Source organism: Novosphingobium terrae (assembly GCF_017163935.1).
GTDB classification, from domain to species: Bacteria; Pseudomonadota; Alphaproteobacteria; order Sphingomonadales; family Sphingomonadaceae; genus Novosphingobium; species Novosphingobium terrae.
On the sequence record NZ_JABVZR010000001.1, the window covers coordinates 417796 to 438103 of the forward strand.

The following is a 20308-nucleotide window of genomic DNA, read 5'->3' on the forward strand; positions in this document are numbered from 1 at the left end:
ATCGCTGCTTCCCCCTCACGTCAGCGCATGCTGGGCGATGCGCGCCAGCGGCGCCACCACCTGGGCCGCACCCAGCGCGATGGCCGCGCGCGGCATGCCGAAGACGGTGGAGGTGGCCTCATCCTGAGCGATGGTGAGCGCGCCCGCGCGGGCCATGGCCAGCAGGCCCTTGGCGCCATCGGCCCCCATGCCCGTCAGCAGAATGCCCACAGCGCGGGAGCCCACATGCTGCGCCACCGCATGGAACAGCGCATCGACCGAGGGGCGATGGCCGGAGACCGGATCGCCGGGCCGCATCTTCACATACATGGAAGCCTTGCCCGCCATCATCATATGGCGGTCATTGCCCGGGGCCAGATAGACGTGGCCGCGCCGCAGCGGCATGTCGGGTTCGGCCAGCAGCACTGCGGCAGGGCAGGCGGCATCCAGCGTGCGGGCGATGGCGGCGGCAAAGCGGCTGTCGACATGCTGCACGATCATGGTGGGCGGGCAATCCTCGGGGAAGCCGCGCAGCAGCACCTGAAGCGCCTCGACCCCGCCGGTGGAGGAGCCGATGGCGATCAGATCGGTTTCCGCCGCATGCGCCGCGTGGCGCACCGGCTGGGAGATGACCGGCGTGTCATGGCGCCGCACCCGCACCTTGGCGGCATTGCGCACCATATCGGCCAGCCTGCCGCCGTCTTCCAGCGCGGAGCCGGCATGGTCGCTCTTGCAGTAGCAATCCACCGCGCCCAGCGCCAGGGCGCGCGCCGTGGCATCCGATCCCTCCCGCGTCAGGCCCGAGACGATGATCACCGGCATGGGGCGAAGCGTCATGATCTTGTCGAGGAAATCGAGGCCGTTCATGCCGGGCATCTCGATGTCGAGCGTCACGACATCGGGCTCCAGCTCCTTGATCGCGGCGCGGCCTTCCGTGGCGTTGCAGGCCACGCCCACCACATGGATATCGCGCAGGCCTGACAGGCGCGCGCCCAGCACGGCGCGCATGGTGGGCGAATCATCGATGATCAGCACGCGGATGGTCACGGCTCCCTCCTGCGATAGATCGTGGGGCCGACATGCTCCAGCAGCGCCTCGCCCGGGCCGCTGACCCGCTCGCTGTGGCCGATGTAGAGGAAGCCGCCGGGCACCAGCTGCTCGGCAAGGCGCGTGACCAGTTTCTGCTTGGTGGGCTGGTCGAAATAGATCATCACATTACGGCAAAGGATCAGCTGGAAGCTGCGGCGCATCGGCCAGTCCTCATGCAAATTGAGCCGCTTGAACTGAACCACCTCGCGCAGTTCGGGGCCGATCTCCAGATGGGTGGCGTCCGCGCTGGCCCATGCCGCACGCAGAGGCAAAGGCAGATGGGTGACATCGCGCAGATCATACCGCCCCTGCCGCGCCTTGATCAGCGGCGGATCGGCGATATCGCTGCCCAGAATGCGCAGATCGAGCTTGGCCAGACGGCGCCCTTCGGAACGGTCCGGGCCCAGCATGGCCATGGCGAGGGAAAAGACCTCCTCACCGCTCGAACAGCCCGCCGACCACAGGCGCACCGCTTCCCCGGCATCGAGCATCTCGACCAGCTGCGGGCGCACGGCTTGCGTGAAATGCTCGAAGTGATGGGCCTCGCGGTAGAAGAAGGTGTGGTTGGTGGTGAGCGCGCAGACCGCCTTGCGGCGCTCCTCGGCATTCTTGCGGATCATCACGATATAGGCGGCAAAGGTGCCCAGATTGCTGGCCCGCACCAGAGGCGCGAGCCGCGAATAGACCAGAATGGCCTTGCCCGGCGGCAGCATGATCCCGGCTTCGGCGCGCATCATCTGCGCCATGGCGAGGAAGTCCTTCTCGCCATAGACATTCGGGCTCACGCCGGGCAGCGCCTCGAACAGGGGCGCAGGCGGCGGCGCGGCCTTGGAGGCAGAAGGGGCGGTTTCGCCCGTCATGCCGCCTCCAGACCGATCGGTTCAAGGTTGAGGGGGTTAAGGCCTTTGGGCCCTGCGGCGCGCGCCACCAGCGTATCGACATTGAGGATCAGCGCCACGCGCCCATCGCCCAGAATGGTGGCGCCTGCCACGCCTTCCACACTGCGGTAATGCGTGTCGAGGCTCTTGATCACGAATTGCCGCTGATCCCAGATGTTGTCGACCAGCAGCGCGGCTTGCCCGGCGCTTTCGGTCTCCACCACGATCAGCACGCCCTGCTCGGGTCGCTCCACGGCATCGAAGGCGCCCACGGCATGGGCCACCGAGATCACCGGGATAAAGCGCCCGCGCACATTGAGCATCATGCTTTCCACCCCCATGCCCTGCACATCGGCGGGGGCGGGGCGCAGGCTTTCCACCACATGGGCCAGCGGCACCACCAGCGTCTGGTCGCCGACCTTGACGATCATGCCGTCGGAAATGGCGAGGGTGAGCGGCAGGGTCAGGGTGAAGGTGGTGCCCTTGCCGGGCGTGGAATCGATGGTGATGCGCCCGCCCAGCTCCTTCACATTCTGGCGGACCACATCCATCCCCACGCCCCGGCCCGAGACATTGGTGATGCTGGCCGCCGTGGAGAAACCGGGCGCGAAGATCAGGCTTTCGATCTCTTCCTTGGAGAGCACAGCATCGGGCGCGACAATGCCCTTTTCCACCGCCTTGGCCAGCACGCGGACATGATCGATCCCCGCGCCATCGTCAGCGATGCGGATCAATATATGGCCCGAGCGATGTTCGGCGGAAAGCGTCAGCGTGCCATCGGCGCTCTTGCCCTTGGCGAGGCGCTCATCGGGCTTTTCGATGCCATGATCGACGGCATTGCGGATCAGATGGGTCAGCGGTTCACCAAGGCGCTCGATCACGGTCTTGTCGAGTTCGGTCGCCTCGCCAGAGGTTTGCAGCGTGACATGCTTGCCGGTGCTGGCCGCCAGCTCGCGCAAAATGCGCGGCACGCGGCTGAACACGCTGCCGATCGGCTGGGCGCGGATCGACATGGCGCTGTCCTGAATGTCGCGCGTCAGCCCTTCGAGCATGTTCAGCTCTTCATTGGCGGCCACGCCGTCATTGTGCAGGCGCTGGGCCAGCATGGCCTGAGCGATCACCAGCTCGCCCACCGTGTCGATCAGCTTGTCCAGCTTGAGCAGATCGATGCGGATCGACTGGCCGACCGGCGGTGGCGCGGGGTTTTTGGCAGGGGTGGTTTCGGGTTTCGCAGCCTCTGCCGGGGCCTCGGCGGCGGGCGGCGGCGGGGGCGGCGTCAGCGCTGCGGGGCGATGGGGCATATCGGCCCATTTGCTTTCGCCCTCGCCGATGGTGATGGGGCAATCGTCGCCCGCGAAATCGAAGATCTCGCGCACCGTGGCTTCGGACACCGATTTGGGGACCACAAAGGTCCAGCCCAGATAGGCCTGATCGGGGTCGAGATTGTCGAGGCCGGGCACGGCGCTGGTGTCGCATTGCAGGCAGACGGCGCCCAATTCGCTCAGCTCGCGCAGCAGCAGCAAGGGCTCGCCGCCATTGCGCATCGCCCCGGCCAGCGGACGCAGCCAGATCTGCCAGCCCTGCTCGCGCGGTTGATCGCCCGCCGCAGGCTGGGCTGGCGCAGGCGCGGAAAGCTCGGCCAGCAGCGCATCGAGCGCGCTGTCATCCCGCGCGCTGTCAGCCGGGGAGGGCGCGGTGGCCTTCGAGCTGGCCTTCTTCGCTCTGGACTTGCCCGCAGGCGCATCGAAACGCCCCGCCGCATCATAGCGTGCGGCGGCCTCCAGCTCCATCAGCAGCGCCGAATCCTGAGGCGAGGCCGCCCCCTCGCGCGCCGCCGTCACATGGTCGGCCAGCTTGTCGAGCGCGCGCAGCAGCAGATCCACCAGCGGCGGGTTGAGCGGCGCATTGCCCTCGCGCACTTCGGAGAGCAGCGTTTCGAAGCCATGGGCGAAGGCTTGCAGCGCGGTAAAGCCGAAAGCGCCTGCGCCGCCCTTGATCGAATGGATCGCGCGGAACACGGCATTGACGGTGTCAGCGTCCTGCGTGCCGGCGCGGCAGGCGGCCAGACCTGCTTCGGCGGCGCCCTGGGCTTCCTCGCATTCGACGAAGAAGATGGCCTGAATGTCCTCCGGGGTCATGCCTCGCTCCGGTCGAAAAGGGCGACATCCAGCCCGGCGAGTTGCGCGGTGTGCAGCAGCGCGGGCGAGGGGGTGATCTGCGCGCCCTCACCGGTGCGCCGCGCGCTGAGCAGCACCTGCAGCATGGCCTGCCCCACCTGCTCGGTGGCGCTGGCGTCGATCTGCAGGGGGCCGGAGCCCAGCTCTGCCTGAAGTTCCGGCAAAAGCGCCTGAGCGGCGGCCCTGTCGCAGCGGGCGGGGAGATGGATGATGCGCATGGCTCTCGCGTCCTATCGAGTCAGAATTCCGACCAGTCGTCAGGGCTGGCGGCGGGTTCTGCACGGAGTTCGGGCAGGGGCGACGTGGGTTTGAGCGCCAGATTGCCGCGCACCAGCGGGATGGCGCGGCTGCGCCGGGGTGCGGGAGGCGCCTGCCGGAGCGTGGCGCGCACCGGCTCCGGCGCGCCATGGGCGGTGTGGAAGCGTGCGACGATTCCGGCCAGCTCCTGCGCCTCATCGGCCAGACTGCGGGCGGCGGCGGTGGATTGCTCGACCATGGCGGCATTCTGCTGGGTGGCGCGGTCCATATCGGCCACGGCGGTGTTGACCTGATGCAGATTGCTGGCCTGAACCTCGACCGCGGCAGAAAGTGCGGCCATCAGATCATAGGCATTGTGGCCGCGCGTGCGCAGCCCTTCGAGCATGCCGCTGGTCTGCCGCACCAGCCCCACGCCGGTCGCGACCTGCTGGGTGGAGGCGGTGATCAGCGCCTTGATGTCCTTGGCCGCCTCGGCGCTGCGCTGGGCCAGCGCGCGCACCTCGGTGGCCACCACCGCGAAACCGCGCCCGGCATCCCCTGCGCGCGCGGCCTCCACCCCGGCGTTGAGCGCCAGCAGATTGGTCTGGAAGGCGATGCTGTCGATCGTGGCGATGATGTGATTGATCTCGCGCGTCGAGTCCTCGATCTGGTCCATCGCCACGATCGCCTCGGTGATCAGCACGCCGACATCGCCGGATCGGGCGCGGGCCTCGGCCATGGCTTCCTTGGTTTCGTGGATGGATTGCGCGGATTGCTGCACGCCCTTGGTGGTCTGGTTCATCGCCGTGGCGGTTTCGGCCAGCGTGTTGGCCTGACGTTCGTTGCGATGCGCGAAATCATCCGTGACGGAGCGGATTTCTGCCGCTCCGTTCAGCACCGAATGGGCGCTGGCGCGGACCGCCAGCACCAGCTGGGCCAGCGCATCGATCGCGGCGTTGAAATCCCGGCGCAGCTCCTCATAGCGGGGCGGCAGGTCGCGGGTGATCTGGCAATCGAGGCGGTTGTCGGCCAGTTGCGTCAGGCTGTCGCGCAGGGCGCTGGCGACCTGCTCTTCCTGAGCGATACGCGCTTCGGCCTGCTGGGCATGGCCGCGCAGGATGTCGCAGGCGCGGGCGAGGCGGCCGATGCAATCCTCCCGCTCGGTGTGTTCGACCAGAGCGGCGTGATCGCCCTGGGCCAGCAGTTCGAAACGCTCGATCATCTCCGGGAAGGGGGCTGCGATCATCCGCACGCCCAGCCCCATGATCAGCCCGGTGGCCAGCAGCGCCGCGCCGGACACCGCCACCGCCGCGATCATCGGCACCAGCTCCTGCCATGCCGCGATCACGCCTGCCAGGCTGAGCGCCGCGCATGCCGCCACCGCCCAGGCCAGGCTGTGCAGCTTGGCGGGGATGGAGGTGTCTTTCTCGAAACGGTCGAACATCGAAAACTCCGCCGTCAAACCCGGGCCACAGGGCGTTCATGACGGAATCCCGCCCATGACTCGTGGTTAATCCTAAGGCCTGAGCCGCAACGTCCTGTTTGTGGGCACATCCGTAGGTTTGCGGAACGAGGTGAGGGCCATTGGGATGCTTTCAGTCATCCTGCGTCAACCATGCGACGGCTTGTTTTTGCTTGGGAGCGCCCTACGCTTAACTCCGTAATCGCCCAGAGCTATTTACTGTGATCTTGCGGTTTAGGAGAGGTTCAGGCGCCTTGTTGTAGCCATTTCGGCGCCATAAGGCGGAAGCAGACTGGAGGATAGGCGTCCATGAAGGAAGCCAGGGTTCTGGTGGTTGACGATTCCCCCGCGATGCGGGCGCTGTTCTGCGATGTGCTGGAGCGTGCGCCGCAGGTGACGGTGGTGGGCACGGCGGCCAATGCCGATGAAGCCCGTGAGCAGATCGCCCTGCTGCAGCCCAATGTGGTGACTCTGGACGTGGTGATGCCGGGGATGAGCGGCATCGCTTTCCTGGCCGAGATCATGGCGACCAATCCGCTGCCGGTGGTGATGCTGTCCTCGCGCACGCAGGAGGGATCGCAGATCGCGCTGCGGGCGCTGGAGCTGGGCGCGGTGGAGTGTTTTCCCAAGCCGCTCAAGACGACGCTGGAGCAATTTGCCGAAACCATCAGCCATCTGGGCAAGGTGGTGCTGACGGCGGCCAATTCCAATGTGAACCGCCGCCGCCGCACGACCCCGCGGGCCGCGCCCACGCCGCGTGTGGAAACCTCGGTTTGGCATAGCCAGATCATTGCGCTGGGGGCCTCGATGGGCGGGATGGATGCGTTGCCTCACCTGCTGGAGAGTTTTCCGGAAGACGGCCCGCCCACGGTGATCGTGCTGCCGGGCGAGGCGGGGCTGATCCAGGCCTTTCTCGACAGTCTGGAAGAGGTCATGCCCGGCCGGGTGATGCTGGCCGTGGATGGCGCGCGGCTGGAGCCGGGCACGATCCATATCGTCTCCGATCCGGAGCAGCATGCGGTGTTCGAGCTGGCGCCTTTCCCGCATCTGCGCATGGTGCTGCGCGATCCGCTGGATGGCGCGCGGCCTTCGGCCACGCTGCTGTTCGGCACGATCGCCCGGGCGGGCGTGCCTGCGGTGGGCGCGGTGCTGACGGGCATGGGCAGCGATGGCGCGCGTGGGCTGAAGCTGATGCGCGATGCCGGATGCCACACCTTTGCCGAGGACCCGGCCAGCGCCACCGTCGGCGAGGCGCCCCGAGCAGCCATTGCGGCAGAAGCGGTGGAGACGGTGCTGCCGCTCGATGCTTTGGGTGATGCGATGATCGCGGTGTGCCATCAGCGGTAACGGGGGCTGCTTGCTGCACTTTGTGGGCGGGCGATGAGGGGTGTTCTGAACGCGCTGATTTCGTTTAGAGGATCGCGCTGACTTCAATACCGAACGGTTCTCGCTGTGAGATCAGGCATGGGATCTGTTGGCATCTATGGCCGACGTGCCTGTGATGTTATCCCGACAATCCTGCTGCCCATCCAAGCCTCACGGTGGAGGCCGTCGAGGCATTGCTTTGATGCATCGTTGCCGAAGCTGGTGCCGGGCTCCATTGTTGATTGTGGGCGAGCCCGCTGCCTGATCAGATCCGTTTTGGTGTTTGTTTTGGGCGTAGCTTGCTCCGCCGATCGCTTTAGAGCGTCTCCGGCATGGGGACCTGAACCCGGCCATGGTTCGCCAAAGACTGTGCCGGAAGCCCGGCGCCCACGCAGACTCTCACGCAGATCGCGCCCATCATCAGCGCTGAACACGAAACGCCCTCCCGGAGCGGATTGCTGCCGGAAGGGCGAAAGGGCTCAGGGTTTCCCCTGTCCCATGCGGAGCCTCCATGCGGAGACCTGTGCCGTTCTCTGGCCCGTCCCGTGTCGCAAACGGGAGGGGCGGCTTTGGTGGATCGGTTCAACAGGGTGGCGTCGAGCCGATCCTCACGCTCCGCTTTGGCGATTGTGAGTTGCAGGCGCCTCAGGGGGAGGGCGCCCGGCTTTGATGGAAAAGATGTTCTGTCCGATCGCTGTCGATCGGACAGGCTCAGTCGACCAGGGCTGCCTCGATGGCGATGCGGATCGCTTCCGAAGTGTGGTTGGCGCCCATCTTGGTGAGCATGTTGGCGCGGTGAATTTCCACCGTGCGCGGCGAAATCGACAGCTTCTCACCGATCATGCGGTTGGAGAGGCCACCGGCCACGCCGGCCAGCACTTCGCGCTCACGCTTGGTCAGGCGGTCGACGCGGCTGCGGGCCAGCGCCTCGCGCAGCTTGGCGCTGCCGAAGGTTTCGGCCTTGGCCTCCGCCTCGGACACGACATGGCCGATTTCTTCACGCGTGAAAGGCCAGGCGATATAGTCGATCGCGCCATCCAGCACCGCGCGGACCACCATACGGGTCTCGGGTGCCTGGGCGAAGCCGATCACCGGCAGCCACTGGCCGGAGCGGCCCATCTGGGCCAGCAGAGCCGCGATGGAGCGGCCATCGTCATGCACCAGCAGCAGGCCGTTCTTGGGCCAGCGTGCGATCAATTCCGAAGCGTCTTCAAACGGTTCAACATGGATGTCGCCCCCGGCAAGCAGGTGCGAGATCGCAGCGCGCCGCCGGACATCCCCATCAACAAGAAACAGACTGGTCCCGTTGGTCATGATGGCTCCCCCTGAGTTCATGGTTAACGCCTAGCAATTTCCGCTTAGGTTTTGGACGGTAAACTCCTCCATTTCGGAATACATTTAGGTCCGAAACTGAAGGGTTGAGGGGTTGCTAAGGGAAAATGCCCAGAATGGCCCGTTTTCGGATCGTTTTGATCCGAATCTGAGTAATATCACCGAGGTATTCCTACCATAATGGGGCGTTTTTTCTGCGGCCCGGGGAAGGGGCTGCGGTCTGGAGGAGGGCCTTAGACAGCATCAGCCATGAACAAACCCTGAATTTTTGCAGGCGCAGCATGTAAAATTCGCACCCGCCGCGACTCACTCGCGGGCAATCCTGTGGAATATCCGGAAGATGGTGCTTGACGGCCCGGGGAATGCCGGAATGCTGCGCCGCAGAAGGGTTGCTGTCAATCCGGGCGGTCAGAAGAGGGCTTGCGGATACAACCAATCTGGAGATGCCGCCGCGTGCTTTTGGACCTCCGTCGGGACAGGGTGCCGGGAGAAGCCGGGCATCACGGCCATGGCAAGCGGGCCGGAGCATGCTGCCCCGGCCCGACCTGATCTCTCAGTGATCCCCGCCCATCAGATGGGCGGCAATGTCGATGACGTCCTGGCGCACATTGCGCAGTGTGCGGCCGTCGAACTCCAGCACGCTGTCCAGCACAGCGTGGCGCGCGGCGGTGTAGAAATGCGCCAGAGCGCCCGCCATCGTATCGTCGCCGCTCACGCCCACCTGCAAGGCGGTCAGGGCGGAGAGCGCCTGAGTCAGAGCCTTGCTCTTGACCGCATTGTCGCCCTTGCCATGCGCGTGAATGGCGCTGCCCAGCGATGAGATCACCCGCTCATAGCACATCCGCACCAGCTCTCGCTGGTCGGCACCAGACACGCGCGCCTCGAAATCGACGCGGCGGTAGGCCTGAGCAGGATCACGCAGGGCGAGCATCACTCATCGCCCTCAGCTGCTGCTGCTGTTGGTGTTGTTCCAGGCAGCGATCTGCTGCTTGAGATACGACAGCGTGGAGTTGTAGGTCGCCACCGTGGCGTCCGTGGCCGCATATTGCGTGGTCAGACGCGTCTGCAGCTGGCTCTGCAAGGTGGCCAGACTGCTCTGCTGATTGGTGATCGAGCTCTGCAGCGTGGTGTAGCGGCTCACCGAACCCGCCAGCGATCCCGGATCGGTGGTGGTGGTCAGCGCGCTGACCATCTTGTTGACGGTGGCATAGACGCCGTTGACGCCCTTGGTGAACATGGCGGCGACACCGCTGGGGCTGTTCTGCAGCGCGGTGGCCAGCTTGGTGGTGTCCAGCGTATAGGTGCCGTCCTTCTGCACGCTCAGCCCCAGATCGGCCAGGGTCTGCGGCGCGCCGGAGGCGGCGTTGGGCATGATGATCGTGCCGGCCAGATTGGCGAACTGGCGTGCCATCGCCTTGGCGCCGGTGTCATTGGCCAGGCCCGCGCCGGCAGCCGTATCGGTGTTCATATCGCCAAGGATGCTGTTGAGCGCCGAGGTGATGTTCTGCATCGCCGTGGTGATGCCCGAGGAGGGATCGCCGAAGCTCACCGTGGTGGGATTGCCGGTGTTGGTGCCCGTCAGCTTGAGCGACAGGCCCGGGGCGGCATTGGCGATGGTGTTGCTGGTGCTGGTGCGCGCCACGCCGTCCAGCGTGTAGGCGGCATTGGTCGCCGGCGTCGTCACCGTGTAGTTGCTGGTGGTGGAGGTGGGATCATAGGCGAAGTTCGACAGGCTGGTGGTGCCGGTCGTGCCGGTGCCGCTGGCGCTGATCGTGAAGCCGTTGGCGGCGCCTTCGGTTCCCTTCATCACCAGCTGCTGCGTGCCGTCGGTGTTGGTGGTGACGTAAGCGGTGACGCCGATCGCGGCGCCGTTGATCGAGCTGGCCACGGAGGACAGCGAGGAACCGTCGGCAATGGTGATCGTGGCCGAAGCATGGGTGGAATCAGCCGAGAAGGTGCTGCCCGATACCGTGCCGAAGTTGAAGGTCAGCGTGCCGCCCTGGACGGTCGCGCCGCTGGCCAGGCTGGTGGCGGCCATGGTCTGGGGCTTGGCAAGCTGGGTGACTTCCAGCGAGTAGCTGCTCGACGCGCCCGCGCTGCCGACCGGCAGCGTGGCGGTGGCCACCGAACTGTTGGCCACGGTGGGCGAGGGCAGCAGGTTGCCGCCGTCGATCAGGGTGGACAGCGCGCTCTGGAAGGAGAGCAGGTCGCTTTTCAGCTGGCCGGCCTCGGTGATCTGCAACTGGACGGTGGAAAGCTGCGTGTTCAAGGCATCGTTCTGGCTGGCATATTGCGCCGCCGCGATGCTTGACGCCAGCGACGTCAAGTTGGCCCCAGTGTTGACACCGAGCGAAGACAGGATCTGGGACCCGATCGTTGCCTTGCTCGCCGAAGTGCTCGTCGTCGACGTCGTCGCGGTCGAGGCCGTAGACGATGTCGAGGAGCTCGTGGATGATGTCGTGGTCATGACGGTAAGAACGGCTCCTGTCGCTGGGGCTTAAGGATGAAAGACGATTAACTTTTGGCGGAGAGGAAGGGAGAAGAGAGGCGCGAGGGGGGAGTTTCGAGTCGATCGCATGCCTGAGGAGACATGCTCCGGGTCTGCGCGCTTCCATGGCGACTTCCGGCGCGACCGCAGTGGTGTCCGATGCGCTCCATCGGCTTACTCCTCCTCCGGTTCGTCGGGCTGCGGGCGGCCATCGGTGTCGAAGCGCAGCTCCACGGGGACATCCACGATGGGGGCATCGCGCTGCTCGCCGCGTTTCAGCGACATGACGAAGCCCAGCACGCCTGCCACCGCCACATAGAGTTCCTCGCGGATCATCTGATTGTCGCGCGTGGTGTAGTAGAGCGCGCGGGCCAGACCGGGGAATTCCAGACAGGGAATGGCGCGTTCGGCGGCCAGTTCACGGATCGCCAGCGCCTTTTCGCCCTTGCCTTTCACCACCACCACCGGGGCGGGGGCGATCTCCGGATCATAGACCAGCGCCACCGAGAAATGCGTCGGGTTGGTCACCACGAACTCCGCCTTGCGCATGGCCGCGCCGATCGCGCCCATGGCGATCTGGCGCTGGCGGCGGCGACGGTGAGCGCGCGCTTCGGGGCTGCCTTCCTGTTCCTTATGTTCGTCCTTCACCTCCTGCAGGCTCATGCGCAGGCGGTTGCGGCGGCGCAGCCATTGCACCGGCCAGTCGAACATGGCGATGATCACGAAGCCCACCGAAAGCTGCAGCATCAGCGAGGTGATTGCCTCCCAGGCGAAATTCAGCTGCCCGGCCAGCCCCACATCGGCCAGCTCCTGCAGGCCCTCGATCCGCGATTTGCCCCAGAACCAGGCGATGGTGCCCAGCAGCGCCAGTTTCAGCAGGCCCTTGCCCACCTCGATCCAGCCCTGCGGCCCGAAGACCTTGCTCATCCCCTTGATCGGATCGAGCCGCGACCCCTTGGGCATCAGATTGCTGGCGACAAAGCGGCCATATTTCCCGGCCATGCCCAATTGCACGAAGAGCGTGGCGGCGATCACCATCACCGCCAGCACGATCACCGGGACAACCACTGCGGCGCCCAGCTTCAGGATCAGCAGGCCGGGGCGGAAATCCTCCAGATCGGCGCGGTTCCACACCAGCCCCATCCGCATGGCATTGGTCATGCCCGACAGCAGCCAGGGCCCGAAGGCCTTCATAAAGGCGGCGGCGACCAGCGCGGTGGCGGCCACGGCCAACTCGCGTGAGCGCAGGACGTCACCACCCTCGGCGGAGTCCTTTAAGCGCTTGTCGGTTGGTTCCTGGGTTTTCTCACCGGCGGTCTCGGCCATCCTAGCCTCCCATCGCCTGTGTGACCTGTTCGATCGCCGCAGCGGAGAGGTCGGTCATGCGGTCGCTGATCATCGGCGCGGTGGCCAGCAGCGCGGCCAGCCCGGCAACGATCCCGGCGGGCAGGCCCAGCGAAAACAGATTGAGCGAGGGCGCCGAGCGGCTGAGCAGACCGGCAAGAATTTGCACCAGCAGCAGGGTCAGCGTGACAGGCAGGGCCATCATCACGGCGGTGGCGAACATCGTCGAGGCAAAGCTGAGCACCACGCCAAGGCGTGGCGCCGACATCACCGCCGAACCCAGCACATGGCCGGGCGGGAAAGCCTCATAGCTTTTGACCACCAGCGCCAGCCATTGCAAATGCGCGCCAAGGCCCAGAAAGATCAGCGTCAGCACCACGGCAAAATATTGCCCGAGGATCGGCGAACGCGCGCCGGAGTTGGGATCGACTGTGGCGGCAAGGCTCAAACCCATGCCGCCGCCGATCAGTTCGGCGGCAATGGCGGGCGTGGCAAAGCTGAGCTGCAGCACAAAGCCCAGCATGGTGCCAATCGCCACCTCGCCGATGATCGCCAGATAGCCCGACATCGACATGAGGTCGGCGGGCGCGGCCACCTTGGTGCTGTTGGCCACCAGCAAAGCGATGGCCCCGGCCATGATGACGCGCACCTGCGGCGGCACATTGCCGGTGCCGAAGAAGGGGGCAGCCACCAGAGCTGCGCCGATGCGGGTCATCAGGAAGGCCCAGCGCCAGAATTCGACCTCAAGGTCGCCAAAGCCGAAGTTGAGACCCAGCATGCGCTCTTAGCCCACATTGCCCGTGCCCGCGCCGAGGCGGGCGATGGCGGCGAAGATGTCTTTGGTGAAGTCGCCGATCAGCCCCATCATGCTGGCGCCCAGCAGCATCAGCAGCAGCACGGTGATGGCGATCTTGGGCAGAAAGGTCAGTGTCTGCTCGTTGATCGAGGTGGCGGCCTGAAAGATGCCGACGATGAGGCCCACGGCCAGACAGCCCAGCAGCACCGGGGCGGCGCACAGCGTCACCACCCAGAGCATGCGGTCCGCCAGGTTGAGCATCAGCGATGTGTCGTCCATGTCGCGCGCTCCCTTAGCCGAAGCTCGATGCCAGAGAGCCCATCAACAGCGCCCAGCCATCGACCAGCACGAAGAGCAGCAGCTTGAAGGGCAGAGAGATGATCGTCGGGCTCATCATCATCATGCCCAGCGACATCAGCACCGAGGAAACCACAAGGTCGATCACGAGGAACGGCAGATAGAGCATGAAACCGATCTGGAAGGCCGTCTTCAACTCGCTGGTGACGAAGGCGGGCAGCAGGATCGAGAAGGGAATGTCCTGCGCATTGGCGAACTTCGGCGCCTTGGCCATATCGGCAAACATCTGCAGGTCGGTCTTGCGGGTCTGGCGCACCATGAACTCATGGAACTGCGCGCCGCCCACGGTGATCGCCTGCTGGGCGTTGATCTGCCCTGCCGAATAGGGGGCGATGGCCTGCGTGTTCAGCTTGTCCAGCGTGGGGGCCATCACGAAGAGCGAGAGAAACAGCGCCAGACCGATCAGCACCTGATTGGGCGGGCTCTGCTGCAGGCCCAGCGCCTGACGCAGGATCGAGAGCACGACAAGGATGCGGGTGAAGCTGGTCATCATCAGGATCAGGCTGGGCAGGATCGTCAGCAGGCCCATGATGATAAGAAGTTGCAGCGAGAGGGTTAAACCTCCGCCCGGCCCGCCGTTCATAGACTGGAAGGCGCGGTCCATCGCCCCGGGGATGGCGCTGGGCATGGAAGGGCCACCGGACGCAGCGGCGGGCGCTGCGCTCTGGGCAAAGGCGGTGCCCGATATGAGTGAACCTGCCAGCAGCGTCAGCAGGGCGAAAAACTTGCGCATCATCTTACCTTTGCGTGCGGCGCAGGGTGCGGGCGAAGCTGGGGCCATCCTGGTCACCAGAGAAGTCGCCATCAAAATCGCTGTCGAAACCGTCATCCGGATCATGGTCGATGATCGTGGCGGAACGCGCGGGGGCCTCTGCCAGACGGGTGAGCCCATGGCGTGAGGTGGAGACCAGAATCTCCTTCCCGTGGAATTCCAGCACCGCCAGCTTCATCGTGGGCGAGAGCATCAGCGTCTCGACCACTTTCACCGAACGGCGGCGCCCATCGCCCCCCTGCATGCGGTTCTGCATCACCTGAGACAATTTCAGGCTGCCCCAGACCATGCCGCCGATGATCGGCAGCAGGATCAACAGCTTGAGGACGTACCAGACCATTATGCGGCGCTGTCCAGAGCAGCATCACCGCTGGCCATTTCCACGATGCGCAGGCCGAAACGGTTGCCCTGGGCCACGATCTCGCCCTTGGCGATGACCTTGCCATTAACCATAACATCCAACAGCTCGTCGGTCAGACGGTCGAGCATCACCACGCTCTCTTCGCCCAGCGACAGCACATCACGCAGTTTCATATCGGCCCGGCCCAGTTCGACCGAGAGGCGCACATCCACATCCTTGAGGAAGTCGAAGCCGCGGGGATTGAGGTTCATGGTCATTTGCTCCCGGAAAATCCAAAAAGGTCTAGATCAGAAATCAGATCGTGTCGTCAAAGGCTTTGGTGATCTGCACGGCAACGCGCTCATCCACCGCACCGATTGTCCCCTGTGCGAAGGTGGCGTTGCCCACACGCAGCGGTACTGCGCGCGCCACAGACACCGGCAAAACATCCCCCGGCGCCATATTGGCGATGGTGGAAAAAGGAATACGCATATCCACGACGATGGCGCGCACCTCGATCGGCAGATCGCTGAAAGGCGCGTCCGAAGGGCTGCCCAGCGGGTGCGAGCGGCCAAGCGACAGCACTTCCGAACCCTCGGCGAAACCGAAGAGGCGGGCCAGCGTGCCGATGGGCATGGCGTAGGTGATCAGCCAGGGCAGCGTGCCGCCATCATCCACTTCCAGCGTGAGGACGGCCAGCGTCTGCTCCTCGGGGAAGGGGGCCAGCATCGCCAGATTGCCGTCGCGGCGCAGCGGGGTGATGCTGGGCACCGGCATGCCTGCCGCCCGGCCCGCTGTGGCGGTCAGCGCGGAGGAGAGGTGATCGCCGATCAGCACTTCCATGCGGCCGATCATCAGTTCGGCGGCCATGGGGAAGCTTTCGGGCAGGGGGGCCGGGGCCTCACCCTTGCCGCCGAAGGCACGGTCGACGATGCGCAGCACCGGCTCGGCCTCGACCGAGACAAACAGGGGCGCATTGCCGCCCACCGCAAAGATGCTGTTGGCCGCCAGCGTGGCGATCGAGCCGTGCAGCGTCGAGAGGTCGCCCTCCTTGGCCTGCGTGGCTTTCACCAGCGGGGCCTCGCCGCCCAGCAGCGGGGCCAGAGCGGCAGCCATGCGGCGGGCCAGACGGTCCCCAAGGCGGTTGAGCAGGGGCAGCAGTTCGCTGGCGCCGGGGCCCTGACGCAGCAGTTCAGGAGCGTGTTGGGCCAGGGTGCGTTCGGCAATAAAGGCGCGTTCGGGTTTCATCGGGTCAGACCGTCGCTATCGTGAAGGGGAGGAAAGGGCGGCGGAAGGGAATTACTGGACCAGGAAGGTCTTGAAGTAGACATCGTCGACACCGCCGAAGCCTTCTTCCTTCACCAGAACCTGGTTGATGGCAGCGGTCAGGCGCTTGGTCAGCTTGTCCTTGCCCTCGATGGTTTCGATGTCATCGGCAGGGGTGTCGGCCAGCACGCTGAGCATGGACGAGCGCACGGCCAGCTCATGCTTCTTGAGCCACATAAGGACGCGGCCATCGCGATGGGTGGAGCAGGCGAGGCTGACCTGGATCAGCTGGGCCGAGCCCTTCAGGTTCGAGGTGAAATCCTCGCTGAAGTTGTAATAGCTGGTCTTGTAGGGGCTGCCGCCTTCGCCTTCCACTTCGGCGCCGGCATCGCCTTCCTTGCCGCCTTCGGCCTTGGGGGCATAGGGGTCAACCTCGCCCTTGCGGACCAGCTTGGGGCCCAGATCTTCCTTCGCCTTGGCGCCACCGCCACCGATGATGCCCATCTTGACCATGGCAAAGGCAGCGCCTCCGCCCACCGCCAGCATCAGAACGGCCACGATGGCGATGATCATCACCATGCTCTTGCCCTTCTTGGCGGGTTTTTCTTCGGTCGCTGCTTCAGCCTTGCTCATGGTCGGTCTCTGTCAAAAGGGGTGGCGGGCGCGAAACCCGGGAGGGTGCCGGATCGGCGCGATCAGGCCAGGATGCCGCCGGGCGTCTGCACGGTGGTATCGCTGCTGGCCTTGGAAGAACGGGTGCTCTGCGTGGCAGGGCGGTTGCTGCGGGCGGATTGATCCTGCCGGGCGCTCTGGCCCTGCTGCCCGCTAAAGCCGGTGTTGGCGTCAGCGCTGCGGCTGCTGTTCTGAGCCCAGCTGTGAGACTGGGCCTGCTGCTGCTGATTGTGCTGCTGCTGGCCGCTGCTCTGCTGACCTGTTGCATTGCCCTGAGCGCTGCTGCCCGCCGCCGAAACGGTGGAGGCCTGCGCCATGGCGGCACGCGCGGCAGGAGCGAAGGCGGGGTCGCTGCTCGCCATGGAGACGCTCATCCCGTCTTCACTCTGGTTGAAGCTGAGCGAGACCTTGCCGAAATCGGCATGGGTGATCGCGGCCTGAACGCTCTGCGTGCCAAGGCCCGAGCGGGCGGCGGCGCGCGCCTCGACCAGGCGATCGACCAGAGCGGCCATATCGGGCTGGGCCTGCGCGGCGGAAGGGGTGGCGGGACTGGCTGCCGCTCCAGGGGATGTCGCGGCCACAGTTCCCGCCGACGCCAGCACCTGGACATGATTGGGAGCGTTGTCCGGCACGCTGACGCCATCCGCCGATGAGGCCACCGGCAGATGCGAGGAGGTGGTCAGGCCCGAAGCGCCACTTTGCGAGGCGTCCTGCCCGGTGGTGTCATTGCTGTCGGCGTCGCTGCGGGCGGGCGCCGTGTTTTGAGCGTTGGTGTTGGCGGTCTTGCCCTGCGCCGAGACGGTGCGGGCGGCCAGCTTGGGGTTGGCGGCGACAGCATCCTGCGTGTCGGCATCGGCGGAGGCATCGGCCTGTGCCAGCGCGGGCTGAGCGACACCGGCCTGAACCGCAGCGGCCTGAGCCACGGCCGTCTGCCCCACGGGCGCAGCAGGCGTGGTGGCCTGAGCGGCGGCGGGCTGCACGGTGGTGGTCGCGGGCGTGACCGGCGTGTTGTTGAGGGCCAGCACGGCATGGATGGGCGTGGCCGGCACATTGGCGCTGGCGGCGGCCTGAGCGGCAGCGGTCGCGTCGGTGGTGACGGGCGGGGTGGTCGCCGCGGCAGGCAGGCTGCCTGCATCGACGGTGGCGTTGATCCCGCCGACGGTCAGCGTGATGGCTGGAGCCGCGGCGGTGGAGGCACCCTGCGCAAGGGGCATTGCCTGTGTGGTGCTTGCGGTCTGCACGGTGTTTGCGGCCTGTGCTGTGGCGGTGTCAGTGGAAAGGCGTGCGGCCAGTCGGGCCGACATATGCGCGCTGTCCGAAGAAGCCTGCTGGGGGAGCTGAGCCGTGACGGTGGCTGCCGGCTGGGTGCTGGCCGAGGTCGCGGCAACCTGCGGCAGGGCGGGCGTGGGCTGAGCGGCATTCTGCGACAGGGCGGCCAGAGCAGCGGCCTGCGCATTGGCGGCGTCGGTGGTGGTGGCCGTGGTGGTTGCCGTCTGATCGGCATCGCTGCTGGCAGCCTGATCGGCGGGGGCCACGACATTGGCCACGGCATTCACCGCCATCGAAATCGGCAGCGGCAAAGCGGCGGCAGCCAGACCGGCAAGCGGCAAACTCTTGCCGGTTGCCGTCTGGTCGTCATCCTGCCCGTCATTCTGATTGGCGGAGGTGGTGGTGTCACTGGTTTTGCTGTCAGCCTTGGCGATTTTGGTCGCCTTGGCGGCGCTCTGCCTGGTGTCAGCGTTCTGGCTGTCCATCACAGCCCCGAAATCCGTGCCTTTGCGGCTCTTGCCGGTGGAAGCGGCAGTGGTGGCAGCGCCCTTGGCGGCCACAGAAACATTGCCCGAGGTCAGGCCCGAACCGGCAAGAACTGAAGAGATGGCAGCGGTATCGGACATGAACAAAAACTCCGTGCGGCAATTGCCTCAAGAGTTATGCATGGTCCGTGCCAGAATCGTCCCCAGATGGGACACGCCCCGAAGATTGCCCGGAAAAGCTGGCATTGCTCAGCTTTGCGGCGATAAAACGGGCCTGTTGCGCAGCGCGTTCCTCCACCGCGGCGCGGCGGCGCTCGGCGATGACCAGTTCCGCCTGTCGCCGGTCGGCCAGCGCATGGGCGCGTTGCCGGTCGGCATCGGTGGTGGCGGCAATGCCTTGCAGCCCCATGACAAAACGGACCATCCTTGCCAGATCGGCGCCATCGGCCATATCGCGGCGGGCGGCATATTCCTGCGTGAGCGATTGCGTGCGCTCAACCAGCGTGGTGAGCTGGGACAGCGTGGTTTCGGCGCGGGCGGCCTCTGTCACGGCATTCTGCTTGGCGATGGCGCGCAGCTTTTCCAGCCTTTGCAGGCGCGCAAGTTTGGCGCGTTCGGCTTTCATGGCCTTACGTTCCCATCAATTGCCGCAATTGGGCGATGCTGTCGCCCAGCGGCACCAGATTGCGGCCTTCCTGCGTGAGGAAGGCGACGAGATGCGGATGCATGGCGATGGCGCGATCCAGCTGCGGATCGGCCCCGGCGCGATAGGCGCCCATCAGCACCAGATCGCGGTTGGCCTCGTAAGCGGCGACCAGCGCGCGGAAGGCGCGGGCGGCCGTTTCATGCTCGCGGCTGGTGATGTCGGTCATCACGCGGGAGAGCGAGGCGGCAATGTCGATGGCGGGATATTGCCCGCGCTGCGCCAGATCGCGGCTCAGCACGATATGGCCGTCCAGAATGGATCGGGCGGTATCCACCACCGGATCGTCCTGGCTGTCGCCATCGGCCAGCACCGTATAGATGCCGGTGATCGACCCACCACTTTGTGCAGAGTTACCCGCGCGCTCCACCAGCTTGGTGATGGTGGCCAGCGCCGAAGGGGGATAGCCGCGCGCCGCGCCGGGCTCGCCCAGCAACAGCCCGATCTCGCGCCCGGCATGGGCGACGCGGGTGAGCGAATCCATGATCAGCAGCACGCGCTTGCCCTGGGCGCGGAAATATTCGGCCATGGAGGTGGCCAGCATCGCCCCGCGCAGACGCAGATTGGGCGCGTGGTCGGCAGGCACGGCGATCACGGCGGTGCAGCTGCGCTTGGGGCCGACCATATGGCGTTCGACGAAATCAGACACTTCGCGCGCACGCTCACCGATCAGGCCGACGATGATGATCTCGGCAGACGCGCCATGGGCGATCATATCGAGCAGCACCGATTTGCCGACGCCCGAACCGGCCATGATGCCGATGCGCTGGCCCACGCCAAAGGTGGTGATGGCATTGAGCGCCCGCACGCCGGTATCGAAGGGCACACGCACCGGAGAACGATCGAGCGCACCGGCGCGCACGCCGCCAGCGGGATGGAAATGGCGGGCGTGGATGGGCCCCAGGCCGTCGATGGGCAGGCCTTCGCCATCCACGGCGCGGCCCAGAAAGGCCTCGCCCACCGGCAGCATGCCGGGGCGACCCTCGGGGCGGACGCGGGCGCCGGGGCGCAGCATCACCGTGTCGCCCAGCAGCATGGCCAAAGTGCGCCCGTTGCGAAAGCCGATCACCTCGGCCAGCAGGGATTTACCGTTGCCATGCGAGACGCGCAGCAGCGATCCCACCGGCACCGAGAGGCCCGAGACTTCCAGCAGACCGCCATCGCAGCTCGACACCGTGCCATAGCGGCGCGGCGTGAGATCGATCGGTGTGGCTGCGGCATCGGCCAGCAGCCCGTCGAAGAGTTTCAACATAAGAGCGTCTTTCGACTTAAATTTCTGTTCTCACATCGCTTTTGC

Annotated in this window: 21 protein-coding genes; 2 read left to right on the forward strand and 19 right to left on the reverse strand. The window is 65.8% G+C overall.

Translation table 11 applies throughout. The annotated features are described in order from the left end of the window. Positions 1 to 15: 15 nt before the first annotated feature. From HGK27_RS01935 to HGK27_RS01955, 5 genes are read right to left on the reverse strand one after another with little or no spacing between them, the layout of a single operon-like run. Positions 16 to 1026, reverse strand: a complete 1011-nt coding sequence (locus HGK27_RS01935) for a protein-glutamate methylesterase/protein-glutamine glutaminase (RefSeq protein WP_206238299.1) — start codon at positions 1024 to 1026, stop codon at positions 16 to 18. Then, entirely contained in the window at positions 1023 to 1928 is a 906-nt protein-coding gene (locus HGK27_RS01940; RefSeq protein WP_206238301.1) for a CheR family methyltransferase, read from the reverse strand. Before HGK27_RS01940 ends, HGK27_RS01935 begins: the two co-directional genes overlap by 4 nt. Next, the gene (locus HGK27_RS01945; protein WP_206238302.1) at positions 1925 to 4084 is read right to left on the reverse strand and encodes a chemotaxis protein CheA; all 2160 of its coding nucleotides are present in this window, start codon (positions 4082 to 4084) and stop codon (positions 1925 to 1927) included. The genes HGK27_RS01940 and HGK27_RS01945 overlap by 4 nt, the downstream gene beginning before the upstream one ends. Then, positions 4081 to 4341, reverse strand: coding sequence for an STAS domain-containing protein (locus HGK27_RS01950; RefSeq protein ID WP_206238304.1), 261 nt, complete (start codon positions 4339 to 4341; stop codon positions 4081 to 4083). Before HGK27_RS01950 ends, HGK27_RS01945 begins: the two co-directional genes overlap by 4 nt. Positions 4342 to 4361: 20 nt before the next feature. After that, positions 4362 to 5804, reverse strand: coding sequence for a methyl-accepting chemotaxis protein (locus HGK27_RS01955; RefSeq protein WP_206238306.1), 1443 nt, complete (start codon positions 5802 to 5804; stop codon positions 4362 to 4364). 327 nt (positions 5805 to 6131) lie between these two features. Here HGK27_RS01955 and HGK27_RS01960 point away from each other — a divergent pair, with 327 nt between their 5' ends. Then, positions 6132 to 7169, forward strand: a complete 1038-nt coding sequence (locus tag HGK27_RS01960; protein WP_206238308.1) for a chemotaxis protein CheB — start codon at positions 6132 to 6134, stop codon at positions 7167 to 7169. A 729-nt stretch (positions 7170 to 7898) separates the two neighbouring features. Here the strand turns inward: HGK27_RS01960 and HGK27_RS01965 are convergent. The 3 genes from HGK27_RS01965 to fliD all read right to left on the reverse strand — a co-directional run bounded on the left by HGK27_RS01965 (position 7899) and on the right by fliD (position 10845). Continuing rightward, a complete protein-coding gene (locus HGK27_RS01965) occupies positions 7899 to 8501 on the reverse strand; it encodes a response regulator transcription factor (protein WP_206238310.1) in 603 nt (200 codons plus the stop codon). Between the two features lie 571 nt (positions 8502 to 9072). Beyond that, on the reverse strand, positions 9073 to 9450 hold the full coding sequence (locus tag HGK27_RS01970; protein ID WP_206238312.1) for a flagellar export chaperone FliS: 378 nt from the start codon (positions 9448 to 9450) through the stop codon (positions 9073 to 9075). Between the two features lie 12 nt (positions 9451 to 9462). Then, the gene (gene fliD / locus HGK27_RS01975) at positions 9463 to 10845 is read right to left on the reverse strand and encodes a flagellar filament capping protein FliD (protein ID WP_206238314.1); all 1383 of its coding nucleotides are present in this window, start codon (positions 10843 to 10845) and stop codon (positions 9463 to 9465) included. On the opposite strand from fliD, the gene HGK27_RS01980 reads away from it, so the two are divergent. Then, positions 10823 to 11020, forward strand: a complete 198-nt coding sequence (locus HGK27_RS01980; protein WP_206238316.1) for a hypothetical protein — start codon at positions 10823 to 10825, stop codon at positions 11018 to 11020. The two genes, fliD and HGK27_RS01980, sit on opposite strands and share 23 nt — an antisense overlap. 161 nt (positions 11021 to 11181) lie before the next feature. On the opposite strand, the gene HGK27_RS01985 is transcribed toward HGK27_RS01980, so the two are convergent. From HGK27_RS01985 to HGK27_RS02035, 11 genes are all read right to left on the reverse strand, one after another. Next, complete coding sequence (locus HGK27_RS01985; RefSeq protein WP_206238318.1) at positions 11182 to 12333, reverse strand: EscU/YscU/HrcU family type III secretion system export apparatus switch protein; 1152 nt, start codon at positions 12331 to 12333, stop codon at positions 11182 to 11184. A gap of 1 nt (position 12334) precedes the next feature. Continuing rightward, entirely contained in the window at positions 12335 to 13129 is a 795-nt protein-coding gene (gene fliR / locus HGK27_RS01990; RefSeq protein WP_206238320.1) for a flagellar biosynthetic protein FliR, read from the reverse strand. 6 nt (positions 13130 to 13135) lie between these two features. Next, the gene (gene fliQ / locus HGK27_RS01995; protein ID WP_206238322.1) at positions 13136 to 13426 is read right to left on the reverse strand and encodes a flagellar biosynthesis protein FliQ; all 291 of its coding nucleotides are present in this window, start codon (positions 13424 to 13426) and stop codon (positions 13136 to 13138) included. Positions 13427 to 13439: 13 nt separating this feature from the next. Continuing rightward, on the reverse strand, positions 13440 to 14240 hold the full coding sequence (fliP, locus tag HGK27_RS02000) for a flagellar type III secretion system pore protein FliP (protein WP_407674581.1): 801 nt from the start codon (positions 14238 to 14240) through the stop codon (positions 13440 to 13442). A gap of 1 nt (position 14241) precedes the next feature. Then, positions 14242 to 14616, reverse strand: coding sequence for a flagellar biosynthetic protein FliO (locus HGK27_RS02005; protein ID WP_206238324.1), 375 nt, complete (start codon positions 14614 to 14616; stop codon positions 14242 to 14244). Then, complete coding sequence (fliN, locus tag HGK27_RS02010) at positions 14616 to 14888, reverse strand: flagellar motor switch protein FliN (protein WP_206238326.1); 273 nt, start codon at positions 14886 to 14888, stop codon at positions 14616 to 14618. The genes HGK27_RS02005 and fliN overlap by 1 nt, the downstream gene beginning before the upstream one ends. A 43-nt stretch (positions 14889 to 14931) precedes the next feature. Then, positions 14932 to 15864: a flagellar motor switch protein FliM gene (locus HGK27_RS02015; RefSeq protein WP_206238328.1), complete on the reverse strand. Its 933-nt coding sequence runs from the start codon at positions 15862 to 15864 to the stop codon at positions 14932 to 14934. A 51-nt stretch (positions 15865 to 15915) separates the two neighbouring features. Beyond that, positions 15916 to 16515, reverse strand: coding sequence for a flagellar basal body-associated FliL family protein (locus tag HGK27_RS02020; RefSeq protein WP_206238330.1), 600 nt, complete (start codon positions 16513 to 16515; stop codon positions 15916 to 15918). A 62-nt stretch (positions 16516 to 16577) separates the two neighbouring features. Next, complete coding sequence (locus tag HGK27_RS02025) at positions 16578 to 18449, reverse strand: hypothetical protein (protein ID WP_206238332.1); 1872 nt, start codon at positions 18447 to 18449, stop codon at positions 16578 to 16580. Positions 18450 to 18483: 34 nt separating this feature from the next. After that, on the reverse strand, positions 18484 to 18933 hold the full coding sequence (locus HGK27_RS02030; protein ID WP_206238334.1) for a hypothetical protein: 450 nt from the start codon (positions 18931 to 18933) through the stop codon (positions 18484 to 18486). A gap of 4 nt (positions 18934 to 18937) precedes the next feature. Then, positions 18938 to 20263, reverse strand: coding sequence for a FliI/YscN family ATPase (locus HGK27_RS02035; protein ID WP_206238336.1), 1326 nt, complete (start codon positions 20261 to 20263; stop codon positions 18938 to 18940). Between the last annotated feature and the right edge of the window lie 45 nt (positions 20264 to 20308).